Raw genomic sequence first — 17,838 nt, forward strand, 5'->3', positions numbered from 1 at the left:
ATCCTGATGTAAGCTCAAGCATTCAGGTCCGGCGTGTCCTGAAACACCCGCGGTGGAGGGCGCCCCCGCACATCGTCTGCGCGGCGATGGCCGGCGGAGCCCGCACCGCGCTGCACGCCGGCGCGGTGCGGGCTCGGTCCGTCCTTCTGGCGCCGGCCCCTCCACAGAACCGGCATCCGCTTCGGCGGAGGGCGCCCTAGGCACCCTGCTGCGGACCGGAGGCACCGTCCCGCGCCGCACCGCGGAGGGCGGCCGGTCGCGCTCGGCAGCGTTCCAGATAGGCCTCGAAGGCCTCGCTGGCCGGGAACGCGGCGCGGCCGAAGCCCAGCGCGCTGGCGATGAGGATGTCGGCGCCGGAAAACCTCTCACCCATCGCGTAGGGGCCGCGCGCCAGGGCGGTTTCGAGGCGGCGAACCACCGCCTCGTGGGCGCGCCGCTTCTGCGGCGATCCCGGGAGCTCGCCCGCCATGCCGGCGAACAGGGCAGGCTCGAACTCTGCCACGTACCAAGCCAGCCAAGTCAGGTATGCGCCGCGATCGGGGTCGCCGATCGCCGGCGCCAGCCCCGCTTCGGGGAAGTGCTCCGCCAGATGGAGCACGATGGCCAGGGACTCCGCGACCAGCACGCCGTTGTGCAGGAGGGCCGGGACGCGTTTGTCGGGATGCGGGTTGGCGGCATCCGGCACGCCCTCCCCCGTCATCGGCCGGAAGATCGAGACCGGCTCGATGGCGTAGGGAACGCCCAGCTCCTCCAGCAGCCAGATCATGCGTGAGGATCGCGATTGCGGGGCGTGATACAGGGTGATCATGGCGCGGTTCCTTCGTCACGGCGGGCGGGATGGCCGCGACGGGAGGCTTGTAGGACCACCCTGCTGACAGCATCCTGTCAGCAGGAGTCGAGTGATGCGCCGCGCCGACAGGCTGTTTCAGATCATCCAGATCCTGCGGCGTGCGCCGCGCCCGGTGACCGCCGCCGAGCTCGCCCGGGAGCTGGAGGTGTCCGCCCGCACGGTCTATCGGGACGTGGCCGATCTCGTCGGCCAGCGCGTGCCGATCCTGGGCGAGGCCGGGCTCGGCTACGTGCTGGGCGAGACCTTCGACATGCCGCCGCTGATGCTGACACCCGACGAGATCGAGGCGGCGGTCCTCGGCGCGCAATGGGTTGCGGGCCGGGGCGAGCCGGTCCTCGCCAAGGCGGCGCGCGATCTCATCGCCAAGATCACCGCCGTCGTGCCCGAGCGCCTGCATCCGTTCATCGCCGATCCCTCGATCGGTACGCCGCCGGCTTTCACGCAGACCGCGGACGGGATCGATGTCGCGCGGACCCGGGCCTGGATCCGCGAGGGCCGCAAGATCCGCATCGACTACCGCGATGCGCGCGGCGATCCGAGCCGGCGCGTGATCTGGCCGGTGATCGTCGGGTTCTTCGATCAGGCACGGATGCTGGCCGGCTGGTGCGAGCTGCGCGGGGAATTCCGGCACTTCCGCACCGACCGGATCACGGACCCCGACTTCCTGGAGGAGCGGCACGGCCTCCGGCCCGCCGTCCTGCGCGCCCGGTGGAAGCGGAGCCTGTCGGGCCGGCCGGTGGGTCCGCACGCGCCGACGCAGGTCGTGACGTGAAGGCGTCGGGATCCCGGCTTGCGGCCACCCGCCGTCGAGGGCGGGCGCCCCCTGGCGTTCCGAACGCGATCCGGGTCGCGCCGCGATCGCCCCCGTCGCCCGCCCGGCTGTCACGCGCTGGCCGAACTGCGCCCGCGCCGCCCGGGGGCGGCGCGATGGATCGCCCTTGGGACGCCGCCGCGCTCCTCAGATCGCCCAGTCGGCCGCCAGTGCCGCGGCGGCGTATCGGGCGCGCGCCGCCGCATCTCTCTGAAGCCCGGCCCGCTCGCACCACGCGGCGAAGATCTCCGGCTCGATCGGCACGCGCACGACCTCTACGCCGCTGCGCTGCACCTCGCGTTCCATCTGTTCGGTGGCGACGCGCCACGTCTCATAGTCGGGCGGCAGCTTGGCGCCATCCGCCAAGCGCGCGCGCAACTCCGCGTAGCGCTCCGGAGCGTACCAGGGCAGGCCGACGCGGCGGGGGCGGTCCATGGGAGGCTCTTCGAACGGTCACGCTGAACGGCCATCAACGGTCCAGAGCGCTCTTCGGTTCGAACCAGGATGGCCGGAGCGGCGGTGATCGTGCCGCAGCGGCCGAACGCCCGATGGCCGAGCCTGCGGCTCGCCGCTACGCGGCCCTCATGGATATCGTTCCGTTCGCCCTCATGGCCTCCGCCCTCACGTTTTCCGGCTTCGTCGTGCTGCTCGGATGGCGGTGAGTTCCGCGGCGTCGAGATCGCGTCGGTGCCGTGAACGCGGAGGAGGACGCTGCGGCACCGTGAAACCCGCTCCGTCATCCCCGCAGCGGGCAAGTTGCTGGCGACCCCGGTAGGGCTCGAACCTACGACCTGCCGCTTAGAAGGCGGCTGCTCTATCCAGCTGAGCTACGGAGTCAGGATGCCAAGCGGCCCCAGAAGCCACGGGCTCGCCCGGGGGTCAAGCGCGAGACGAAGACGTCCGCCGCCCCCGGGTTCACATCGGCGGTGACGATGTGGACGTCTGGATCGTGCAGCGGATCCGGATTGGGGTTGCGCGACGCTGCGGATCCGGACAGGCCGGGGCGCGGTTCATGCCGGGGCACCGCGCCCCCGTCCGGAGACCGAGGTTGCCCGCGCCGAGTCCCACAGCTTCGCCCCCTGGGCCGGCCCGGCGCCGGTGGAACGCCGCGGGTCGGGGCAGCCTGAACCGGCCCGGCTCGGACCTGCGGCGCCTGCCGACGGGCCTCGACCTCCGGAACGTCCGGCTCGTGGAGGGCGTGCGCGCCGCCTTCGCGTTCGGCGTCGTCATCCTCCTCAACATCTGGATCCAGTGGGCGCCGCTGCTGACGATGGCGCTCGCCGCCAACCTCGCCTGCTTCTGCGACAACGGCGGCCCGATGCGCGCCCGCCTGCGGGTCCTCACCGCCTTCTCGGTCCTGGGCGGCCTGCTCTGGGCCGGACTCGGCCTGATCCAGCCCCTCGGCCTGCCGGTGGTCGTCCCGGTCGCCTGTGCGCTGATCTTCGCCTGCTCGTACGCCCGCGTCTGGAGCGTTCAGGCCCAGTCGGCCGGCAACGTGCTCGTGGTGGTGCTGTGCATCGCCCTCGACCGGCCCCTGACCCCGGAGCAGGCGGCCGTCACCGCGCTGATGTTCGCGGCCGGCGGTCTCTGGGCGACGTTCCTGGCCCTGGTGATCTGGCGGCTGCACCCGTACCGGCCGGCCCACCGGGCGGTGGCGGAGGTCTGGCACAACCTCGCCCGGCTCTGCGGCGACCTCGAGCGGCTCGTCGTCCTGCCGGAACCCGACACGGCCGCCTTCGACGGCCACGCGCGGGGCCACCGGCGGGGCGTGCGGGCGAGCATCGAGACCGCCCGGACCATGATCCTCGACCTCGCCCGCTCCCGCGAGCGCGTCTCGGACCGCACCGCCCAGGCCCTGCTGCGCCTGGAGAGCGCCGAGCAGATCTTTTCCGCGCTGATCGCCGTCGGCGAGCTGATCGACAGCCGTCCCGATGCCCGCCGCCGGGCCCTCGCCAAGGTCTTCCTGCGGCGCCTGCGCCCCCTCTTGGTGACCATCGCCCGGGCGATCCGCGACGACGTCAACCTCGACCTCGACCGTCTGGAACACTCCATCGCCCGCGTGGCCGAGGGGCTGTCGGAGGATCCGACCCTCGCCCGCCTCGCCGAACGGATCGTCGGGCGCGTGCGGATCGGCGCCAAGCTGTCGACCCCGGAGGGCTATCGCCCCGGCGGCACGCTCACGGAGGGCGGCAGCCTCGACCGCTGGACCCGCTATGTCGGGCCGCTGCGTCAGAACTTCACCCTGGCCTCGCCCAATCTTCGGCACGCCCTGCGGGCGAGCGCGGTCGCGGCCCCGGCGCTCGCCGCCACCCTGACCTATGCGGGCGCCTTCACGCACTGGCTGGTGATGACCGTGGTGCTCACCATGCAGCCCTTCTACGCGGCGACGTGGCAGCGGGCGCTGGAGCGGATCGGCGGCACGGTGCTGGGCGGCCTCGTGGGCGCCGTGCTCGCCTACTACGCCACGAGCCCCCTGGCGGAGGCCGGGCTGATCCTCGTGCTCAGCATCGTCGGCTTCGCGGCGCGCCAGATCTCCTACGGCTTCTTCGTCACCTGCCTGACCCCCCTCGTGGTGCTGCTGGTCGAGCTGCTGGAGCCCGGCCACAGCTCCTGGGAGATCGTCGCCATGCGGGGCGGCTTCACGGTGCTGGGCGGCGTGATCGCGGTGGCGAGCTGCCTGGTGCTGTGGCCGATCTGGGAGCCCGATCAGGTCCGGCAGGAACTGCGCCGGGCGCTCAAGGCCCAGGCCGGTCTCGCCGAGGCGGTGCTCCGCGCGCCGCCCGGCGAGGGCCGCGAGACCGCGATCGCGGCGCAGAGCCGCGAGGCCGGCCTCGCCCTCAACGATCTGGAGGCGGCGCTCTCCCGCGCCCTGCAGCAGCCCCGGGCCGGCAGCCACCCGGAGGTGGAATCCGCCCTGGTGGCCGACGCGACCCTGCGCCGGATCAGCGCCCGGCTCATCGTCCTGCGGCACGCCCCGGAGGCGGCCGCCCCCGAGGCCGAGCCCTGGCGGGCCTGGATCACCGCAACCCTGGCGGCCCTGGGCGCGGACAGGCCCGTGCCCGAGCGGCCGGCGCTGGATCGCGGGCAATCGCTCGTGCGTCTCGTCAGCCAGGTCGATCTTCTGGTGGGAACCCTGCGCCCTGGAGAGATCCGGGCTGGGACGGCGGCCGTCGGCGCGGTGCCGGGTCCGGCAAGCGGCGCCACCGGCCTTGCCGACCGGCCCGTCCCTCACACCTGAGAGTCCGCCGGTCCCGTGCCCCGATCACCGCCGGTTATCGGGGCCCGCGGAGCCCGCGGGCCCGTCCGCCCGTCAGAACCGCGGCAGGGCGTTGGCCGGGCCGCCGGCATGCGGACCGCTGTAGCGGTAGGCGGCCGCCCGCGCGGGACCGGCGGCGTCCCGATGCAGGACGGCGCCGTTGCCGACCCAGCCCGAATAGGCCGAGGCCGGGTAGGGCGAGTGCTTCGAATCCAGGCCCTGCGCGAGGGCGGGCGTGGCGACCGCGGCGACCAGGGCGGCGGCAGCGAGCATGCGGACGGTCATGATGATCTCCTGGTGTCTTCGTACGACTTCAGCGGGAAGTCATCCGGTCAACCGTGTCGCGTGAGGAAGATCGTCGGGTCGGCGGTCTTGATCACTCGGGCTTTGCTTGGCCGAATGTGACCTCTCAACGAGGATATTCTGCTTCGGGTTCGGCCGAGGCCGTGCGCTGGCGCACGACGGAGACGGCCCGGGCCCGGAGGCCGGCCCATCGCTCCGGTCGGGCCGGACCCGGCTCGGGGGTGCGTCCCGCGCGGAAGCGTGCCACAGACCGCGCCGAACGGAGTCCCGCGGAACCCTCTGACATGAAGTTGATCGTCGGCCTCGGAAACCCGGGCGCACGCTATGCGGGCAACCGGCACAATATCGGCTTCCTCGCCGTCGACGCGATCGCCCGCCAGCACCGGGCGAGCCCGTTCCGCCACCGCTTCCAGGGCGAGGCCGCCGAGGTGGTGCTGGGCCCGGAGCGGGCGATCCTCCTGAAGCCCTCGACCTTCATGAACGAGTCCGGCCGCGCCGTCTCGGAGGCGCAGCGCTTCTACAAGATTCCGCTCTCCGACGTGATCGTGCTGCACGACGAGCTCGACCTCGCCCCCGCCAAGCTCCGGGTGAAGCTCGGCGGCGGCAATGCCGGCCATAACGGCCTGCGCTCGATCACCGCCCAATGCGGCAACGACTACCGCCGGGTGCGGCTCGGCATCGGCCATCCCGGCGACAAGGCGCTGGTGCATGCCTACGTGCTCAACGATTTCGGCAAGGCCGAGCTGCCCTGGGTGGACGATCTCTGCCGGGCCGTGGCCGACCACGCCGCCCTGCTCGCCGCCGGCGAGGATGCGAGCTTCCAGAACAAGGTCCACCTCGCCATGGCCGGCCGCGGCTGGGACGAGGTGAAGACGCTGGGCGCCCGAAATTGACACGCCCCCGCGGGGACGGGATATCGGGGCGGGCGAGAGGGTCCGATGAAGGCCGTGCGCCACAAGCCCGGCTGTCGGCGGTTCGATTGCCTCCCGGTGGCTGAGGCCCGGCTCGCCGGTGCCGCGCGTGCTCGACCGAGGACAGGGCGCACGGTGCCGTGTTCGCGGGCCTGACTCTCCGCAACCCTTTTTCGCGCGTCGCCCGACGACGTGCTGCGACGGAACTGACCCATGGGCTTCAAATGCGGCATCGTCGGCCTGCCGAACGTCGGCAAGTCGACCCTCTTCAACGCGCTGACGCAGACGGCGGCCGCCCAGGCGGCGAACTACCCGTTCTGCACCATCGAGCCGAATGTCGGCGAGGTGGCGGTGCCCGATCCGCGGCTCGATGACCTCGCCCGCATCGCCTCGTCGAAGGAGAAGATCCCGACGCGCCTGACCTTCGTGGACATCGCCGGCCTCGTGCGCGGCGCCTCCAAGGGCGAGGGCCTGGGCAACCAGTTCCTGGCCAATATCCGCGAGGTCGACGCCATCGCCCACGTGGTCCGCTGCTTCACGGACGGCGACGTCACCCACGTGGAGGGCAAGGTCGATCCGGCCGCCGACATCGAGACGATCGAGACCGAGCTGATGCTCGCCGACCTCGACAGCCTGGAGCGCCGCGCCGTCGCCCTGGAGAAGAAGGCCAAGGGGGCCGACAAGGAGGCCAAGGAGAGCCTCGACCTCGTCAACCGGGCGCTGCCGCTCCTGCGCGAGGGCAAGCCGGCGCGGCTGGTGGAGCGCAAGCCCGACGAGGAGAAGCTGTTCCAGTCCCTCGGCCTGATGACCGCCAAGCCCGTCCTCTACGTCTGCAACGTCGATGAGCCCGACGCCGACAAGGGCAACGCCTATTCGGACGCGGTCTTCGCCCGCGCCAAGGCGGAGGGCGCCGTGGCGGTGGTGGTCTCGGCCAAGATCGAGAGCGAGATCGCCGTGATGCCCGAGGCCGACCAGGCGGAGTTCCTGGAGGCGGTGGGGCTCGCCGAGCCCGGCCTCAACCGGGTGATCCGCGCCGGCTACGACCTGCTCGGCCTCGTCACCTACTTCACGGTGGGCCCCAAGGAGGCCCGCGCCTGGACGATCACCAAGGGCACCCGCGCCCCCGGGGCGGCCGGGGTGATCCACTCGGATTTCGAGAAGGGCTTCATCCGGGCCGAGACCATCGCGTTCAAGGACTACACGGCGCTCAACGGCGAATCCGGGGCCCGGGACGCCGGCAAGCTGCGGCTGGAGGGCAAGGAGTACGTGGTGCAGGACGGCGACGTGCTGCACTTCCGCTTCGCCAACTGAGGCTCGGGTCGCGCTCAGCCCTGGGCGGCGCTGCGTCTTTGCGAGCGGAGCGAAGCGATCCAGGGCAGCGCGACATCGGTGAGCGTGGCGCTCCTGGATTGCTTCGCGCCCGCTCGCAAAGACGGCGATCCCGATCGCCCGCCCCACCGATCAACCAGACGAGCCCGCCATGCCCGATCCCGCCCTCGAGGATTTCGCCGTCGGCGACGTGATCGTCGGCGCGCCGCTCACCGTCACCCGCGACGCCATCGTGGGCTTCGCGCAGGCCTTCGACTTCCAGCCCTTCCACCTCGACGAGGCGGCGGCGGAAGGGACCTTCGCGGGCCGGCTGATCGGCTCGGGCTGGCACACGGCGGCTTTGGGCATGCGGCTGCTCCAGCAGGGACCGTTCAAGGGCGGTTCGTCGCTCGGCGCGCCGGGGATCGACGAGCTGCGCTGGCTCGCGCCGGTCCTGCCGGGGGACGCGCTGACGCTGACCTTCCGGGTGGTGGGGCTGCGCGATTCGGCCTCCAAGCCCGGGCTCGGTTTCGTGACCGCCGAGGTCGCCCTCGGTAACCCGCGCGGCGAGACGGTGCTGACCCAGCGCTTCACCTTCATGCTGGCCCGCCGCGGCACCGATCCCCTGCCCCCGCGGCCGGTGGAGATCGGCGTGCCGGGACCGGTCGCCGAGCCGGAGGATGCCGAGATCCTGCCCTTCCTGCGGGATGCCGAGATCGGCGCCGTGCGGGAGCTGGGCGCCTATCCGTTCACCGCCGAGGCGATCATCGCGTTCGCCGAGGCCTACGATCCGCAGGCCTTCCACCTCGACCACGCGGCGGCCAAGCGCAGCCATTTCGGCGGCCTCTGCGCCTCCGGGTGGCACACGGCCGCCGCCTACATGAACCGGATGCTCACGACCCGCGCCCGCGACGCCGCCTACACGGCCACCCGCGGTCCGGTCCCGGAGGCGGGCCCCTCCCCCGGGTTCAAGAACCTGCGCTGGCTGAAGCCCGTCTACGCGGGCGACACGGTCCGGTTCAGCGCCAAGCTCACCGACAAGCGCGCCTCGGCCTCGCGGCCGGGCTGGGGCCTGGCCTTCGCCCGCAACACCGGGGTGAACCAGCGCGGCGAGCCGGTCTTCGTCTTCGACAGCGCGGTGTTCCACCGCTGGGAGCCCTGAGCGCACCGGGCCCGCTCCCGCGCGTTGACACCCCAGACACGGACGGGATCAGGCAGGCATGTATCAGAAGAAGCTCGGCAGCACGGGGCTGTTCGTCTCGGAACTCTGCCTCGGCACCATGACCTTCGGCGGCGGGGCCGGGATGTGGCGCCAGATCGGCGCCCTCGACCAGACGGAGGCCGGGCGCCTCGTCGGACGGGCGCTCGATGCCGGGATCAACTTCATCGACACGGCCGACGTCTACGCGGAGGGGCTCTCGGAGCAGATCACCGGCCAGGCCCTGCGCGACCTCAAGGTCCCGCGCGACAGCGTCGTCGTCGCCACCAAGGGCTACGGGCCGATGGGGCCGGGCGCGAACGCCAAGGGCGCCTCGCGCCTGCACCTGATCGACGCCTGCAAGGCGAGCCTCAAGCGGCTCCAGCTCGACCACATCGACCTCTATCAGGTCCACGGCTTCGACCCGGCGACGCCGATCGAGGAGCAGGTGCGCGCCCTCGACATCCTCGTCCAGCACGGCCACGTCCGCTACGTCGGCGTCTCGAACTGGGCGGCGTGGCAGATCGTGAAGGCGCTGGGGATCAGCGCGCGGGCCGGGCTCGCCCGCTTCGAGACCCTGCAGGCCTATTACTCCATCGCGGGTCGCGACCTGGAGCGGGAGATCGTCCCGATGCTGCGCTCGGAGGGACTCGGCCTCCTGGTCTGGAGCCCGCTGGCCGGCGGCCTGCTCAGCGGCAAGTATGCCGGCGGCGCGGGGGAGGGCCGGCGCGCGAGCTTCGACTTCCCGCCGGTCGACCGCCCCCGGGCCGACGCCTGCATCGACGCCATGCGGCAGGTGGCGGAGGCCCGCGGCGTCTCGGTGGCCCAGGTAGCGCTGGCCTGGCTGCTGCACCGCAAGGCGGTGACCAGCGTGATCGTCGGTGCCAAGCGCCTCGACCAGCTGGAGGACAACATCGCGGCGACCGAACTCAGCCTCGGCGACGCGGAACTCGACGCCCTCGATGCGGTGAGCGCCCTGCCGCCGGAATATCCGGGCTGGATGTTCGAGCGCCAGGGCGCCCGGGCGCAGCAGCTCGCGGAATCGGGCCGGCCCGGGGTGCGGTGAGGCGGCTCACGCCGCCTTCCGGCGCTCCGGATAGAGCCCGTACAACCCCTCGGCGCTGGCCTCGCAGATGCCGCGCTCGGTGATGATGCCGGTCACCAGCCGGGCCGGGGTCACATCGAAGGCGGGATTCGCCACGGGACTGCCGGGGGAGACCACCTCGATCGTGGCGAAGCCGCCATCGGCGAGCCGCCCGGTCATATGGGTGACCTCGCGCCCGTCGCGCTCCTCGATCGGGATCTCCTTGACCCCGTCGTCGAGGGTCCAGTCGATGGTCGAGAACGGCAGGGCGGCGTAGAACGGCACGCCGTTGTCGTGGGCCGCCAGCGCCTTCAGGTAGGTGCCGATCTTGTTGCAGACGTCGCCGCTCGCCGTGGTCCGGTCCGAGCCGACGATGCACAGGTCGACGCCGCCGTGCTGCATGAGGTGGCCGCCGGCATTGTCGGCGATGACCGTGTGCGGCACGCCGTGGCCGTTCAGCTCGAAGGCCGTGAGCGCGGCACCCTGGCTGCGCGGCCGGGTCTCGTCGACTAGGACATGCACCGGCACCCCCCGCTCGTGGGCGGCGTAGATCGGCGCCAGCGCCGTGCCCCAATCCACCGTGGCGAGCCAGCCGGCATTGCAGTGGGTCAGCACGGTGACCGGTCTGTCGCCGCCCTTGGCCCTGTGCAGGTCGGCGATGACCTGGCTGCCATGGGCGCCGATGGCGCGGCAGCTCGCCACGTCCTCCTCGGCGATGCGGCCGGCTTCCGCGAAGGCGCGGGCGAAGCGCTCGTCCGGCGCAACCTGCCGCAGGTTGGTGGAGACCCGATCCAGCGCCCAGCGCAGGTTGATGGCGGTCGGACGTGTCGCCGCGAGCGTCGCCACCGCCCGGTCGATCCCGTCGTGGGAGGCATCCGCCCGCATGGCCAGCGCCAGCCCGTAGGCGGCCGTGACGCCGATCAGGGGCGCGCCCCGCACGATCATCGTGCGGATCGCCACCGCGGCGTCCTCCAGCGTGGCGAGGCGCTTCAGCTCGAACGCGAAGGGCAGGCGGGTCTGGTCGATCACCTGGACGCTGACGCCGTCCGGGTCCGGGAAGATCGTGCGGTAGGGCTGGCCGTCGATATTCATGGCCGCTCCTGTGCCACAGCGGGGCGGCTTTTGCATCCTCCCGGGCGGGATCGCGACGGCCCGAGGAGGCCCGGCCGGGCGCCGGTGAGCCTTCCTCAACCTTAGCAGGTCGTTAAGGCGGTCATGCCTAGCCTCGGGCGTAAGTCCCCGTCTTGCGTCCGGTCCCGCATGCGCTCGCTTCGCCGTCCCGCATCGCCCTACGAGACTTTCGTCGACAGCGTTCGCCCCTTCCTGGGCAAGCGCCTGACGGAACTCGGCGGTTTCGTGCTCTTCACCGGCGCGGTCGCGCTGACCGTGGCCCTGGCCACGTGGTCGATCGACGACCCGAGCCTCAACCACGCCACCGACCACGCCGCCCACAACGTTCTCGGCCAGCCGGGCGCCGTCGTGGCCGATCTCGCCATGCAGATCCTGGGCCTGGGCTCCCTGGCCTTCGTGCTGCCGCCGGTCCTCTGGGGCATCCGGCTGATGCGCCAGCGCAACCTGCCCGAGGGCGGCCTGCGCATCGCGCTCTGGATCATCGGCTTCTGCGCCGCCAGTGCGGTGGCGAGCGCGCTCCCGCCGACGACCCGCTGGCCGCTGCCCACCGGCCTCGGCGGCGTGGCCGGCGACGGCCTGCTGTCGATGGCGCGGGTGATCGTCGGGGCGGTCTCGTCCGCGGCGGCCCATCTCGTCGGCTTCGGCTACGCGGCGGTGGCGATCCTCAGCCTGACCGGTGCCTGCCGCTTCGGCGCCGTCGAGGAGGAAAGCCTGCACGACGACCCCTATCCCGTCCGCCGCGCCCTGGCGCGCGGCCGGGAATCGGCCCGCGACGAGCGCGAGGATTCCGACGAGCCGAGCCTCGGCCTCGTGGGTGTCGGCGCCCTGGCGCAGGGGCTGATGGGCCTGCGCGTCGCCGCGGCGGACCGGATCGCGGCATGGCGCGCCGGCCGGGCCGAGCCGATCGACAGTGCCTCGCCGGCCCTCGCGGCCCGGCGCGCCTTCACGGATGCGGATCTGCCCTGGACCGACCACCTGCCCGAGGGACGGGCGCCGGGGCCGGGTCGGCGCGAGCCGGTCTTCGAGGCGCCCGAGGACGGCCCCCCGGCCACGACCGCCCGCCGAATCGCGGCGCCGCAGGTCGATGCGGAGGACGAGCTGGAGGCGTTCGAGGCGCCGCAGAGCCCGGTCCCGCCGCGCTCCGAACCCACCGCCTCCCGGGTCGCTCCGCCCCCGGCCGCGCCGGTGCCGGCGCGCCGCGCGCCCGCGCCGCCCGTCCGCCCGGAGGATTACGCCCTGCCCGCCCTCGACCTGCTGGCTGCCCCCCGGGGCCCGTCCCAGGCGAGCCTGATCTCGGCGGACGCCCTGGAGCAGAACGCCACGCTCCTCGAGGCGACGCTGGGCGATTTCGGCGTGCGCGGCGACATCCTGGCGGTGCGGCCGGGCCCGGTCGTCACCCTCTACGAGCTGGAGCCGGCACCGGGCACCAAGTCCAGCCGCGTCATCGCGCTCGCCGACGACATCGCCCGGTCGATGTCGGCGGTCTCGGCCCGCGTCGCGGTGGTGCCCGGCCGCAACGCCATCGGCATCGAACTGCCGAACGCCAAGCGCGAGACGGTGTATCTGCGCGAGCTCCTGGCCTCCACGGACTTCGCCGAGAGCAAGCACAAGCTGGCCCTGTGCCTGGGCAAGAACATCGGCGGCGAGCCGATCATCGCCGACCTCGCGCGCATGCCGCACCTGCTGGTGGCCGGCACCACCGGCTCGGGCAAGTCGGTGGCGATCAACACCATGATCCTGTCGCTGCTCTACCGGCTGAAGCCGGAGGAGTGCCGGCTGATCATGGTCGATCCGAAGATGCTGGAACTGTCGGTCTACGACGGCATCCCGCACCTGCTCTCCCCCGTGGTCACCGACCCCAAGAAGGCGGTGATCGCCCTCAAGTGGGCCGTGCGCGAGATGGAGGAGCGCTACAAGAAGATGGCCAAGATCGCGGTGCGCAACATCGACGGCTACAACGCCCGGGTCGCCGAGGCGGCGGCGCGCGGCGAGGTGCTGACCCGGACCGTGCAGACCGGCTTCGACCGCCACACCGGCGAGGCGGTCTACGAGGACGAGGCGATGGACCTGGCGCCGCTGCCGTACATCGTGATCGTGGTCGACGAGATGGCCGACCTGATGATGGTGGCCGGCAAGGACATCGAGGGGGCGATCCAGCGTCTGGCGCAGATGGCGCGGGCGGCGGGCATCCACCTGATCATGGCGACGCAGCGGCCTTCGGTGGACGTGATCACCGGGACGATCAAGGCGAACTTCCCGACCCGGATCAGCTTCCAGGTGACGAGCAAGATCGACTCGCGCACGATCCTGGGCGAGATGGGCGCGGAGCAGCTCCTGGGCCAGGGCGACATGCTGTTCATGGCCGGCGGCGGGCGCACGACCCGGGTGCACGGGCCGTTCTGCTCGGACAGCGAGGTCGAGACCGTCGTGGCGCATCTCAAGCGCCAGGGCCGTCCCAGCTACCTCGACGCCGTCACGGCGGATGACGAGGAAGGCGCGCCCGAGAAGGGCGGCGAACGGGCCGGGAAGGGGAAGGCCGGCGCGGCGGAACTCGAACTCGACGGCGCCGTGTTCGACCAGGGCTCCTTCGGCGAGGCCGGCGGCGATCTCTACGATCAGGCCGTGCAGGTGGTGCTGCGCGACCAGAAGGCGTCGACGAGCTACATCCAGCGCCGCCTGCAGATCGGCTACAACCGCGCCGCCTCGCTCATGGAGCGGATGGAGATCGAGGGCATCGTCGGTCCGGCCAACCATGCCGGCAAGCGCGAGATCCTGGTGGAGGAGGCGGTCGGCTGAGCGTGCGGGCGCCGGTGCCGCCGGTTCCGGTCCGGCGCCCGTCCCAGTCCCCGGCCTCATCCTGATCTCTTGGGGCCGGAATGCCCGGTCCGACAGCCCGCAGCGTCGCGGTCAAAAATTTTCGCTCGGCCTGGAACCCGCCCTCCCCCGGCACGTTACGCGCGTGCGAGGCCCGGAAACGGGCTCGCGGTGAGGGCGCCGGACACGGTGTCCGGCGTCGCTTGTAGTCACGTTGCTCGTCGGAGGATGTGGTTATGAGGACTTACGACGTTTCGCCCCTGTTCCGGTCGTCCATCGGGTTCGATCGCCTGTTCGAGCTGCTCAATCAGGCTGAGCGCGTCGAGCCTTCGGCCGCTTGGCCGCCCTACAACATCGAGAAGGTCGCCGAGGACCAGTATCGCATCACCATGGCGGTGGCGGGCTTCACGCCCGAGGAGATCGAGCTGACCCAGCAGGACACCATGCTCCTGGTGTCCGGTCAGAAGGCCGCCCAGGAGGGCGAGAGGCACTACCTCCACCGCGGCATCGCGGCGCGCACCTTCCGCCAGACCTTCAATCTGGCCGAGCACGTGACGGTCGTGGGCGCGTCCCTGGAGAACGGCCTGCTCACCGTCGCGCTGAAGCGCGAGGTGCCGGAGGCGCTCAAGCCTCGCCGCATCGCCATCGGCGGCACGACGGCCGCGTCCGGCCAGGACAACGCCCCGGCTCAGATCGCCCGCGACGCCAAGGCAGCCTGATCGGCGGCCCGGGCCGCGCGTCCGGGCACCCCGTGCCGACACGCATGACATCCCTCACGGGTCCGCGGACCCGCCGCGGGCCTGTTCCCACGACTGCATCGCATGCGCTGGAGAATGGACCATGAGCGTGAGAGATCTGATTCCCTGGAGCCGCAGCACGGCCCCGGCGCCCACCGCCCTGTCGCAGGAGCCGGCCAGCCCGTTCCTGACGCTGCACCGGGAGATGAACCGCCTGTTCGACGACGTGTTCAGCGGGTTCGGCGGCGTGCCGAGCCTCGCGAGCCGCGGCATCGGCTGGCCGCAGGTCGAGCTGGTGGAGGCGGACGGGGCGCTGCGCGTCTCCGCCGAGCTGCCCGGCCTCGACGAGAAGGACGTCGAACTCCTCATCGCGGACGGTGTCCTGACCTTGAAGGGCGAGAAGCGTGCCGAGACCACCGACAGGGCGCGCGGCTATTCCGAGCGCAGCTACGGCCGTTTCGAGCGGTCGATCGCCCTCCCCGTGCCGGTGGAGGAGGACAAGGCCGAGGCGACGTTCCGCAACGGCGTGCTCACCGTGACGCTGCCGCGGGCCGCCGAGGCGCCGGAACGCCGTCGGCGCATCGCGATCAACGCTACCGGCGCGCCGGCCGCCAAGCACTGAGCCGGCTTTGGATCGACCTTGCCTGCGGCCGCCCCGGTGGCCGCAGACCTGAACGCATGATGCGGCCGCCGGTGCGTCCCGATCAACGTGCCGGCTGCCCCTGCCTTTGCTCACGACGAGGAGGGTTGCATGCAGCCGATCGATACGACGTCCATCCATCCCGAGATCGAGCGCCTCGGTCCGGTGGCGGCCGCCACCCTGAGACCGCAGGCGGTCGAGCCGTTCGACGCTTTCGTGGCGCCGGGCGACGTCTTCCGGCATCCCCGCGAGGTGCTGCGCTATCCGGGCCTGTCGCACGCCGAGAAGCGGGCGATCCTGGCCTCCTGGGCCTCCGACGCACGGGCGGTCGAGTCCTGTCCGGCGCTGCGCTGCTTGCCCGGTTGCCGGGCCGAGCCCGTGCCGCTCGACGCGATCCTGGACGCGCTCCAGGCGCTCGACGAGGGTTCGGCCCCGCCCGTCTCGCCGGCGCCGCCCAAGCCGCTCTTCCCCGCGGCATTCACCCGCCGCTGGCGGCGCGGTCCGACCGGGCGCGAGCCTCAGCTGAACTGAGCCGGAGGCGTCCGATGGCAACCTTCGACCTGAGGGGTGGGCACAGGCGCGTATCCCGGTTGCGGCATGGCCGGCGTGGCGGGCCGGTGCAGGCGACCGACGGGGCCGTGCTGGGCCGCTGGATCCTGTCCGCCGCGCTGTGCGTCGCTTTGGCCGCGCTCTGCCCGGCACCGGCCCTGCCCTGGGTGCTGGCCGTGCTGCTGAGCCTGTCGGGCTTCGTGTGGCTCGGTCTTGCGATCACGCAGGCCGGGCCGCCGGCCAACACCCCGCATCTGACTGCCTGGGACGCCGCGCTGCTCTCGTTCGCGGCGAGCTTCGGCGTGCAATCGGCGGCGCGGCTCGGTCTCTTCGGCGGCTGAGCGCGCCTCAACAGGGAGGCAACCATGCAGGATTGTACGATCGGACTCGGAGACGACACGCCGCCCGCGGGCGCAACGAGGCGCGCCGGCCGCCGGGCGCCGATCCGCCACGGCGGGCGCTCGGTCGAGACATCCGGCCCCGCCCGGGCCGAGAGGGGCGGCCTCGCCGTCGAGCGGGCGACGCCTCCGGAGATCGCGGCGCCGATGGGCCGGACCGGCGAGACCGGCACGCCCGCCACGGAGGAGGCGCCGACAGGCCCGACAGGGGAGCGGGCGGCAGCCTCTGCCCCGGGCCGGAGCCGCGCCGACAGGCCCGCGCCCGACCCGGCGGACCGACGTGGTCGGCCAGGCACTGTGCGGGTCTGGCGCTCGAACCGGGACGCGGCGCCCGTGCAGGTCCGCGCGACGGCGCAGGGTCGTTCCGCGGACGATCGCGTGCCCGAGGGGCTGCCGGATCTGGAGCGAGCCCTGGTCAACCCGGCCGCGGTGTTCGCCACGCCGGCCGCGGTCCTCGATCATCCCCGGCTGCTGCCCAGCTGCAAGCGCGAAATCCTGCGGCGCTGGGCGTGGGACGAGTACCTGAAGGAAGTCGCCGCCGCCGAGGGCATGGCCGATGGCGAGCCGTCCCGGCTCGACGCCGTGACGGTTGCCCTGCTGGCGCTCGGCGAGACGCGGCGTCCGCATCCCGCCGCGCCGGCCGCCGCGATCCCCGGCCTGCGGGGACGCCCGCAGGCCGCGTGAGGCCGGAGCCGGCCGTCAGACCGGATCGGCCGGTCCCGGATCGAGCCCGGGTTCGGCCCTCAGGGCACTGCGGCCCGGCGGTATGCGCCCTGACGGAGGCGTGAGGCTGGCGCGACGCGCCCTCACACCACCGAGAACCGGAACTCCGTCGTCGCCGCGAAGGTCTCGCCCGGCCGCAGGACCGCGGAGGGAAAGGCCGGCTGGTTCGGCGCGTCCGGAAAGCCCTGCGTCTCGAAGCAGACGCCGTCCCCGGACCGGTAGATGCGTCCGGAGGGCCCGATCAGCCGCCCGTCGAGATTGTTGCCGCTGTAGAGCTGCAGCGCCGGCTGCGTGGTCCAGACGTCGAGCCGGCGCCCGCTGTCGGGGGCGATGCAGGTGGCGGCCGGCCGCAGCGTCCCTGCGGCGCCGCGCAGGACGAAGGTGTGATCGTAGCCCTTGGCGTAGGCGAGCTGCGGGTCCCCTTCGCGGATCCGGGTCTCCAGGGCCCGGGGCGTGCGGAAGTCGAACGGCGTCCCGGCGACCGGCTGGAGCGCGCCGGTGGGGATCTGGGTCGCGTCCGTCGGCGCGAATGCGTCCGCTTCGACCTGCACGATGTGGCCGAGGACGCTGCCCGTCCCCTCGCCGGCGAGGTTGAAGTAGCTGTGGTTGGTGAGGTTCACGACCGTCGGCCGGTCGGTGACGGCGGCGTAATCGATGCGCAGCACGCCGTCCTCCGGAAGGCTGTACGTCACGCGGACATCGAGGGTGCCGGGAAATCCCTCTTCCCCGTCCGGGGAGCGGCGGCTCAGGACGAGGCGCGTCGCCTCGGAGAGGTCCGCCCGCCACAGGCGCCGGCCGAAATTGTCCGGGCCGCCGTGGAGGGTGTTGGGCGCCTCGTTCACAGGCAGGCGATAGCTCTGCCCGTCGAGGCTGAAGCGCCCGCCCGCGATGCGGTTGGCGTAGCGGCCGACGATGGCGCCGAAGCTCGGGCTCAGCGTCTCGTAGGCCGCGAGGGTGTCGAGGCCGAGGACGACGTTGGCCGAATGGCCGGCGCGGTCGGGCACCTCGATCGCCGTGACGGCCGCGCCGAAATCGATGATGGCGACGCGCAGACCGTCCCGGCTCAGGACATGGCGGGTGACCGGCCGTCCATCCGCGGTGGTGCCGAACGCTTCGGCCGGCATC

The 17,838-nt window shown here is 72.5% G+C and carries 17 protein-coding genes and 1 tRNA gene; 12 read left to right on the plus strand and 6 right to left on the minus strand.

Annotation, left to right across the window (positions count from 1 at the left end; translation table 11 throughout):
• Positions 1 to 196: 196 nt before the first annotated feature.
• Positions 197 to 808 carry a glutathione S-transferase family protein gene (locus A3862_RS10615; RefSeq protein ID WP_043759496.1) on the minus strand — a complete coding sequence of 204 codons (612 nt, stop codon included), beginning with the start codon at positions 806 to 808 and terminating at the stop codon, positions 197 to 199.
• Between the two features lie 94 nt (positions 809 to 902).
• Here A3862_RS10615 and A3862_RS10620 point away from each other — a divergent pair, with 94 nt between their 5' ends.
• Positions 903 to 1,622, plus strand: a complete 720-nt coding sequence (locus A3862_RS10620; RefSeq protein ID WP_043759495.1) for a helix-turn-helix transcriptional regulator — start codon at positions 903 to 905, stop codon at positions 1,620 to 1,622.
• A 186-nt stretch (positions 1,623 to 1,808) separates the two neighbouring features.
• On the opposite strand, the gene A3862_RS10625 is transcribed toward A3862_RS10620, so the two are convergent.
• Together A3862_RS10625 and A3862_RS10630 are read right to left on the minus strand one after the other, a co-directional pair.
• On the minus strand, positions 1,809 to 2,096 hold the full coding sequence (locus A3862_RS10625) for a hypothetical protein (RefSeq protein ID WP_043351475.1): 288 nt from the start codon (positions 2,094 to 2,096) through the stop codon (positions 1,809 to 1,811).
• 325 nt (positions 2,097 to 2,421) lie between these two features.
• A tRNA-Arg gene (locus A3862_RS10630) sits at positions 2,422 to 2,498 on the minus strand.
• Between the two features lie 175 nt (positions 2,499 to 2,673).
• On the opposite strand from A3862_RS10630, the gene A3862_RS10635 reads away from it, so the two are divergent.
• Entirely contained in the window at positions 2,674 to 4,899 is a 2,226-nt protein-coding gene (locus A3862_RS10635) for an FUSC family protein (RefSeq protein WP_442919055.1), read from the plus strand.
• 72 nt (positions 4,900 to 4,971) lie between these two features.
• On the opposite strand, the gene A3862_RS10640 is transcribed toward A3862_RS10635, so the two are convergent.
• Positions 4,972 to 5,202, minus strand: a complete 231-nt coding sequence (locus tag A3862_RS10640; RefSeq protein WP_043387836.1) for a hypothetical protein — start codon at positions 5,200 to 5,202, stop codon at positions 4,972 to 4,974.
• A gap of 302 nt (positions 5,203 to 5,504) precedes the next feature.
• On the opposite strand from A3862_RS10640, the gene pth reads away from it, so the two are divergent.
• The 4 genes from pth to A3862_RS10660 all read left to right on the plus strand — a co-directional run bounded on the left by pth (position 5,505) and on the right by A3862_RS10660 (position 9,703).
• Complete coding sequence (gene pth, locus A3862_RS10645; RefSeq protein ID WP_111473571.1) at positions 5,505 to 6,113, plus strand: aminoacyl-tRNA hydrolase; 609 nt, start codon at positions 5,505 to 5,507, stop codon at positions 6,111 to 6,113.
• A gap of 231 nt (positions 6,114 to 6,344) precedes the next feature.
• Positions 6,345 to 7,442: a redox-regulated ATPase YchF gene (gene ychF, locus A3862_RS10650; RefSeq protein ID WP_043355673.1), complete on the plus strand. Its 1,098-nt coding sequence runs from the start codon at positions 6,345 to 6,347 to the stop codon at positions 7,440 to 7,442.
• A 169-nt stretch (positions 7,443 to 7,611) separates the two neighbouring features.
• Positions 7,612 to 8,601 (plus strand): MaoC/PaaZ C-terminal domain-containing protein, encoded by a 990-nt coding sequence (locus A3862_RS10655; protein WP_043759491.1) that lies wholly within the window; start codon positions 7,612 to 7,614, stop codon positions 8,599 to 8,601.
• Positions 8,602 to 8,659: 58 nt separating this feature from the next.
• Positions 8,660 to 9,703 carry an aldo/keto reductase gene (locus A3862_RS10660; RefSeq protein WP_111473572.1) on the plus strand — a complete coding sequence of 348 codons (1,044 nt, stop codon included), beginning with the start codon at positions 8,660 to 8,662 and terminating at the stop codon, positions 9,701 to 9,703.
• Between the two features lie 6 nt (positions 9,704 to 9,709).
• Here A3862_RS10660 and mtnA read toward each other — a convergent pair whose 3' ends face one another.
• Entirely contained in the window at positions 9,710 to 10,813 is a 1,104-nt protein-coding gene (mtnA, locus tag A3862_RS10665) for an S-methyl-5-thioribose-1-phosphate isomerase (RefSeq protein ID WP_111473573.1), read from the minus strand.
• A 168-nt stretch (positions 10,814 to 10,981) separates the two neighbouring features.
• On the opposite strand from mtnA, the gene A3862_RS10670 reads away from it, so the two are divergent.
• The 6 genes from A3862_RS10670 (at position 10,982) to A3862_RS10695 (ending at position 16,674) form a co-directional block, all read left to right on the plus strand.
• Positions 10,982 to 13,648 (plus strand): DNA translocase FtsK, encoded by a 2,667-nt coding sequence (locus A3862_RS10670; RefSeq protein ID WP_111473574.1) that lies wholly within the window; start codon positions 10,982 to 10,984, stop codon positions 13,646 to 13,648.
• A 254-nt stretch (positions 13,649 to 13,902) separates the two neighbouring features.
• Positions 13,903 to 14,385 carry an Hsp20 family protein gene (locus A3862_RS10675; protein ID WP_111473575.1) on the plus strand — a complete coding sequence of 161 codons (483 nt, stop codon included), beginning with the start codon at positions 13,903 to 13,905 and terminating at the stop codon, positions 14,383 to 14,385.
• A gap of 121 nt (positions 14,386 to 14,506) precedes the next feature.
• Positions 14,507 to 15,025 carry an Hsp20/alpha crystallin family protein gene (locus A3862_RS10680; RefSeq protein WP_043346830.1) on the plus strand — a complete coding sequence of 173 codons (519 nt, stop codon included), beginning with the start codon at positions 14,507 to 14,509 and terminating at the stop codon, positions 15,023 to 15,025.
• A 129-nt stretch (positions 15,026 to 15,154) separates the two neighbouring features.
• Positions 15,155 to 15,574 carry a hypothetical protein gene (locus A3862_RS10685; RefSeq protein WP_043346832.1) on the plus strand — a complete coding sequence of 140 codons (420 nt, stop codon included), beginning with the start codon at positions 15,155 to 15,157 and terminating at the stop codon, positions 15,572 to 15,574.
• Positions 15,575 to 15,588: 14 nt separating this feature from the next.
• Positions 15,589 to 15,933, plus strand: a complete 345-nt coding sequence (locus tag A3862_RS10690) for a hypothetical protein (RefSeq protein ID WP_111473576.1) — start codon at positions 15,589 to 15,591, stop codon at positions 15,931 to 15,933.
• 24 nt (positions 15,934 to 15,957) lie between these two features.
• On the plus strand, positions 15,958 to 16,674 hold the full coding sequence (locus A3862_RS10695; RefSeq protein WP_111473577.1) for a hypothetical protein: 717 nt from the start codon (positions 15,958 to 15,960) through the stop codon (positions 16,672 to 16,674).
• Positions 16,675 to 16,796: 122 nt separating this feature from the next.
• Here the strand turns inward: A3862_RS10695 and A3862_RS10700 are convergent, their stop codons facing one another.
• Positions 16,797 to 17,837 (minus strand): aldose epimerase family protein, encoded by a 1,041-nt coding sequence (locus A3862_RS10700; RefSeq protein WP_043759483.1) that lies wholly within the window; start codon positions 17,835 to 17,837, stop codon positions 16,797 to 16,799.
• Position 17,838 lies beyond the last annotated feature (1 nt).

The sequence above is a fragment of the Methylobacterium sp. XJLW genome, from assembly GCF_003254375.1.
Lineage (GTDB): Bacteria > Pseudomonadota > Alphaproteobacteria > Rhizobiales > Beijerinckiaceae > Methylobacterium > Methylobacterium fujisawaense.

Excerpts from the sequence above, each read along its gene's own strand:
- A3862_RS10615 (WP_043759496.1), bottom strand. The coding sequence starts at position 808 with ATGATCACCCTGTATCACGCCCCGCAATCGCGATCCTCACGCATGATC.
- A3862_RS10620 (WP_043759495.1), top strand. The coding sequence starts at position 903 with ATGCGCCGCGCCGACAGGCTGTTTCAGATCATCCAGATCCTGCGGCGT.
- A3862_RS10625 (WP_043351475.1), bottom strand. The coding sequence starts at position 2,096 with ATGGACCGCCCCCGCCGCGTCGGCCTGCCCTGGTACGCTCCGGAGCGC.
- A3862_RS10635 (WP_442919055.1), top strand. The coding sequence starts at position 2,674 with ATGCCGGGGCACCGCGCCCCCGTCCGGAGACCGAGGTTGCCCGCGCCG.
- A3862_RS10640 (WP_043387836.1), bottom strand. The coding sequence starts at position 5,202 with ATGACCGTCCGCATGCTCGCTGCCGCCGCCCTGGTCGCCGCGGTCGCC.
- pth (WP_111473571.1), top strand. The coding sequence starts at position 5,505 with ATGAAGTTGATCGTCGGCCTCGGAAACCCGGGCGCACGCTATGCGGGC.
- ychF (WP_043355673.1), top strand. The coding sequence starts at position 6,345 with ATGGGCTTCAAATGCGGCATCGTCGGCCTGCCGAACGTCGGCAAGTCG.
- A3862_RS10655 (WP_043759491.1), top strand. The coding sequence starts at position 7,612 with ATGCCCGATCCCGCCCTCGAGGATTTCGCCGTCGGCGACGTGATCGTC.
- A3862_RS10660 (WP_111473572.1), top strand. The coding sequence starts at position 8,660 with ATGTATCAGAAGAAGCTCGGCAGCACGGGGCTGTTCGTCTCGGAACTC.
- mtnA (WP_111473573.1), bottom strand. The coding sequence starts at position 10,813 with ATGAATATCGACGGCCAGCCCTACCGCACGATCTTCCCGGACCCGGAC.
- A3862_RS10670 (WP_111473574.1), top strand. The coding sequence starts at position 10,982 with ATGCGCTCGCTTCGCCGTCCCGCATCGCCCTACGAGACTTTCGTCGAC.
- A3862_RS10675 (WP_111473575.1), top strand. The coding sequence starts at position 13,903 with ATGAGGACTTACGACGTTTCGCCCCTGTTCCGGTCGTCCATCGGGTTC.
- A3862_RS10680 (WP_043346830.1), top strand. The coding sequence starts at position 14,507 with ATGAGCGTGAGAGATCTGATTCCCTGGAGCCGCAGCACGGCCCCGGCG.
- A3862_RS10685 (WP_043346832.1), top strand. The coding sequence starts at position 15,155 with ATGCAGCCGATCGATACGACGTCCATCCATCCCGAGATCGAGCGCCTC.
- A3862_RS10690 (WP_111473576.1), top strand. The coding sequence starts at position 15,589 with ATGGCAACCTTCGACCTGAGGGGTGGGCACAGGCGCGTATCCCGGTTG.
- A3862_RS10695 (WP_111473577.1), top strand. The coding sequence starts at position 15,958 with ATGCAGGATTGTACGATCGGACTCGGAGACGACACGCCGCCCGCGGGC.
- A3862_RS10700 (WP_043759483.1), bottom strand. The coding sequence starts at position 17,837 with ATGCCGGCCGAAGCGTTCGGCACCACCGCGGATGGACGGCCGGTCACC.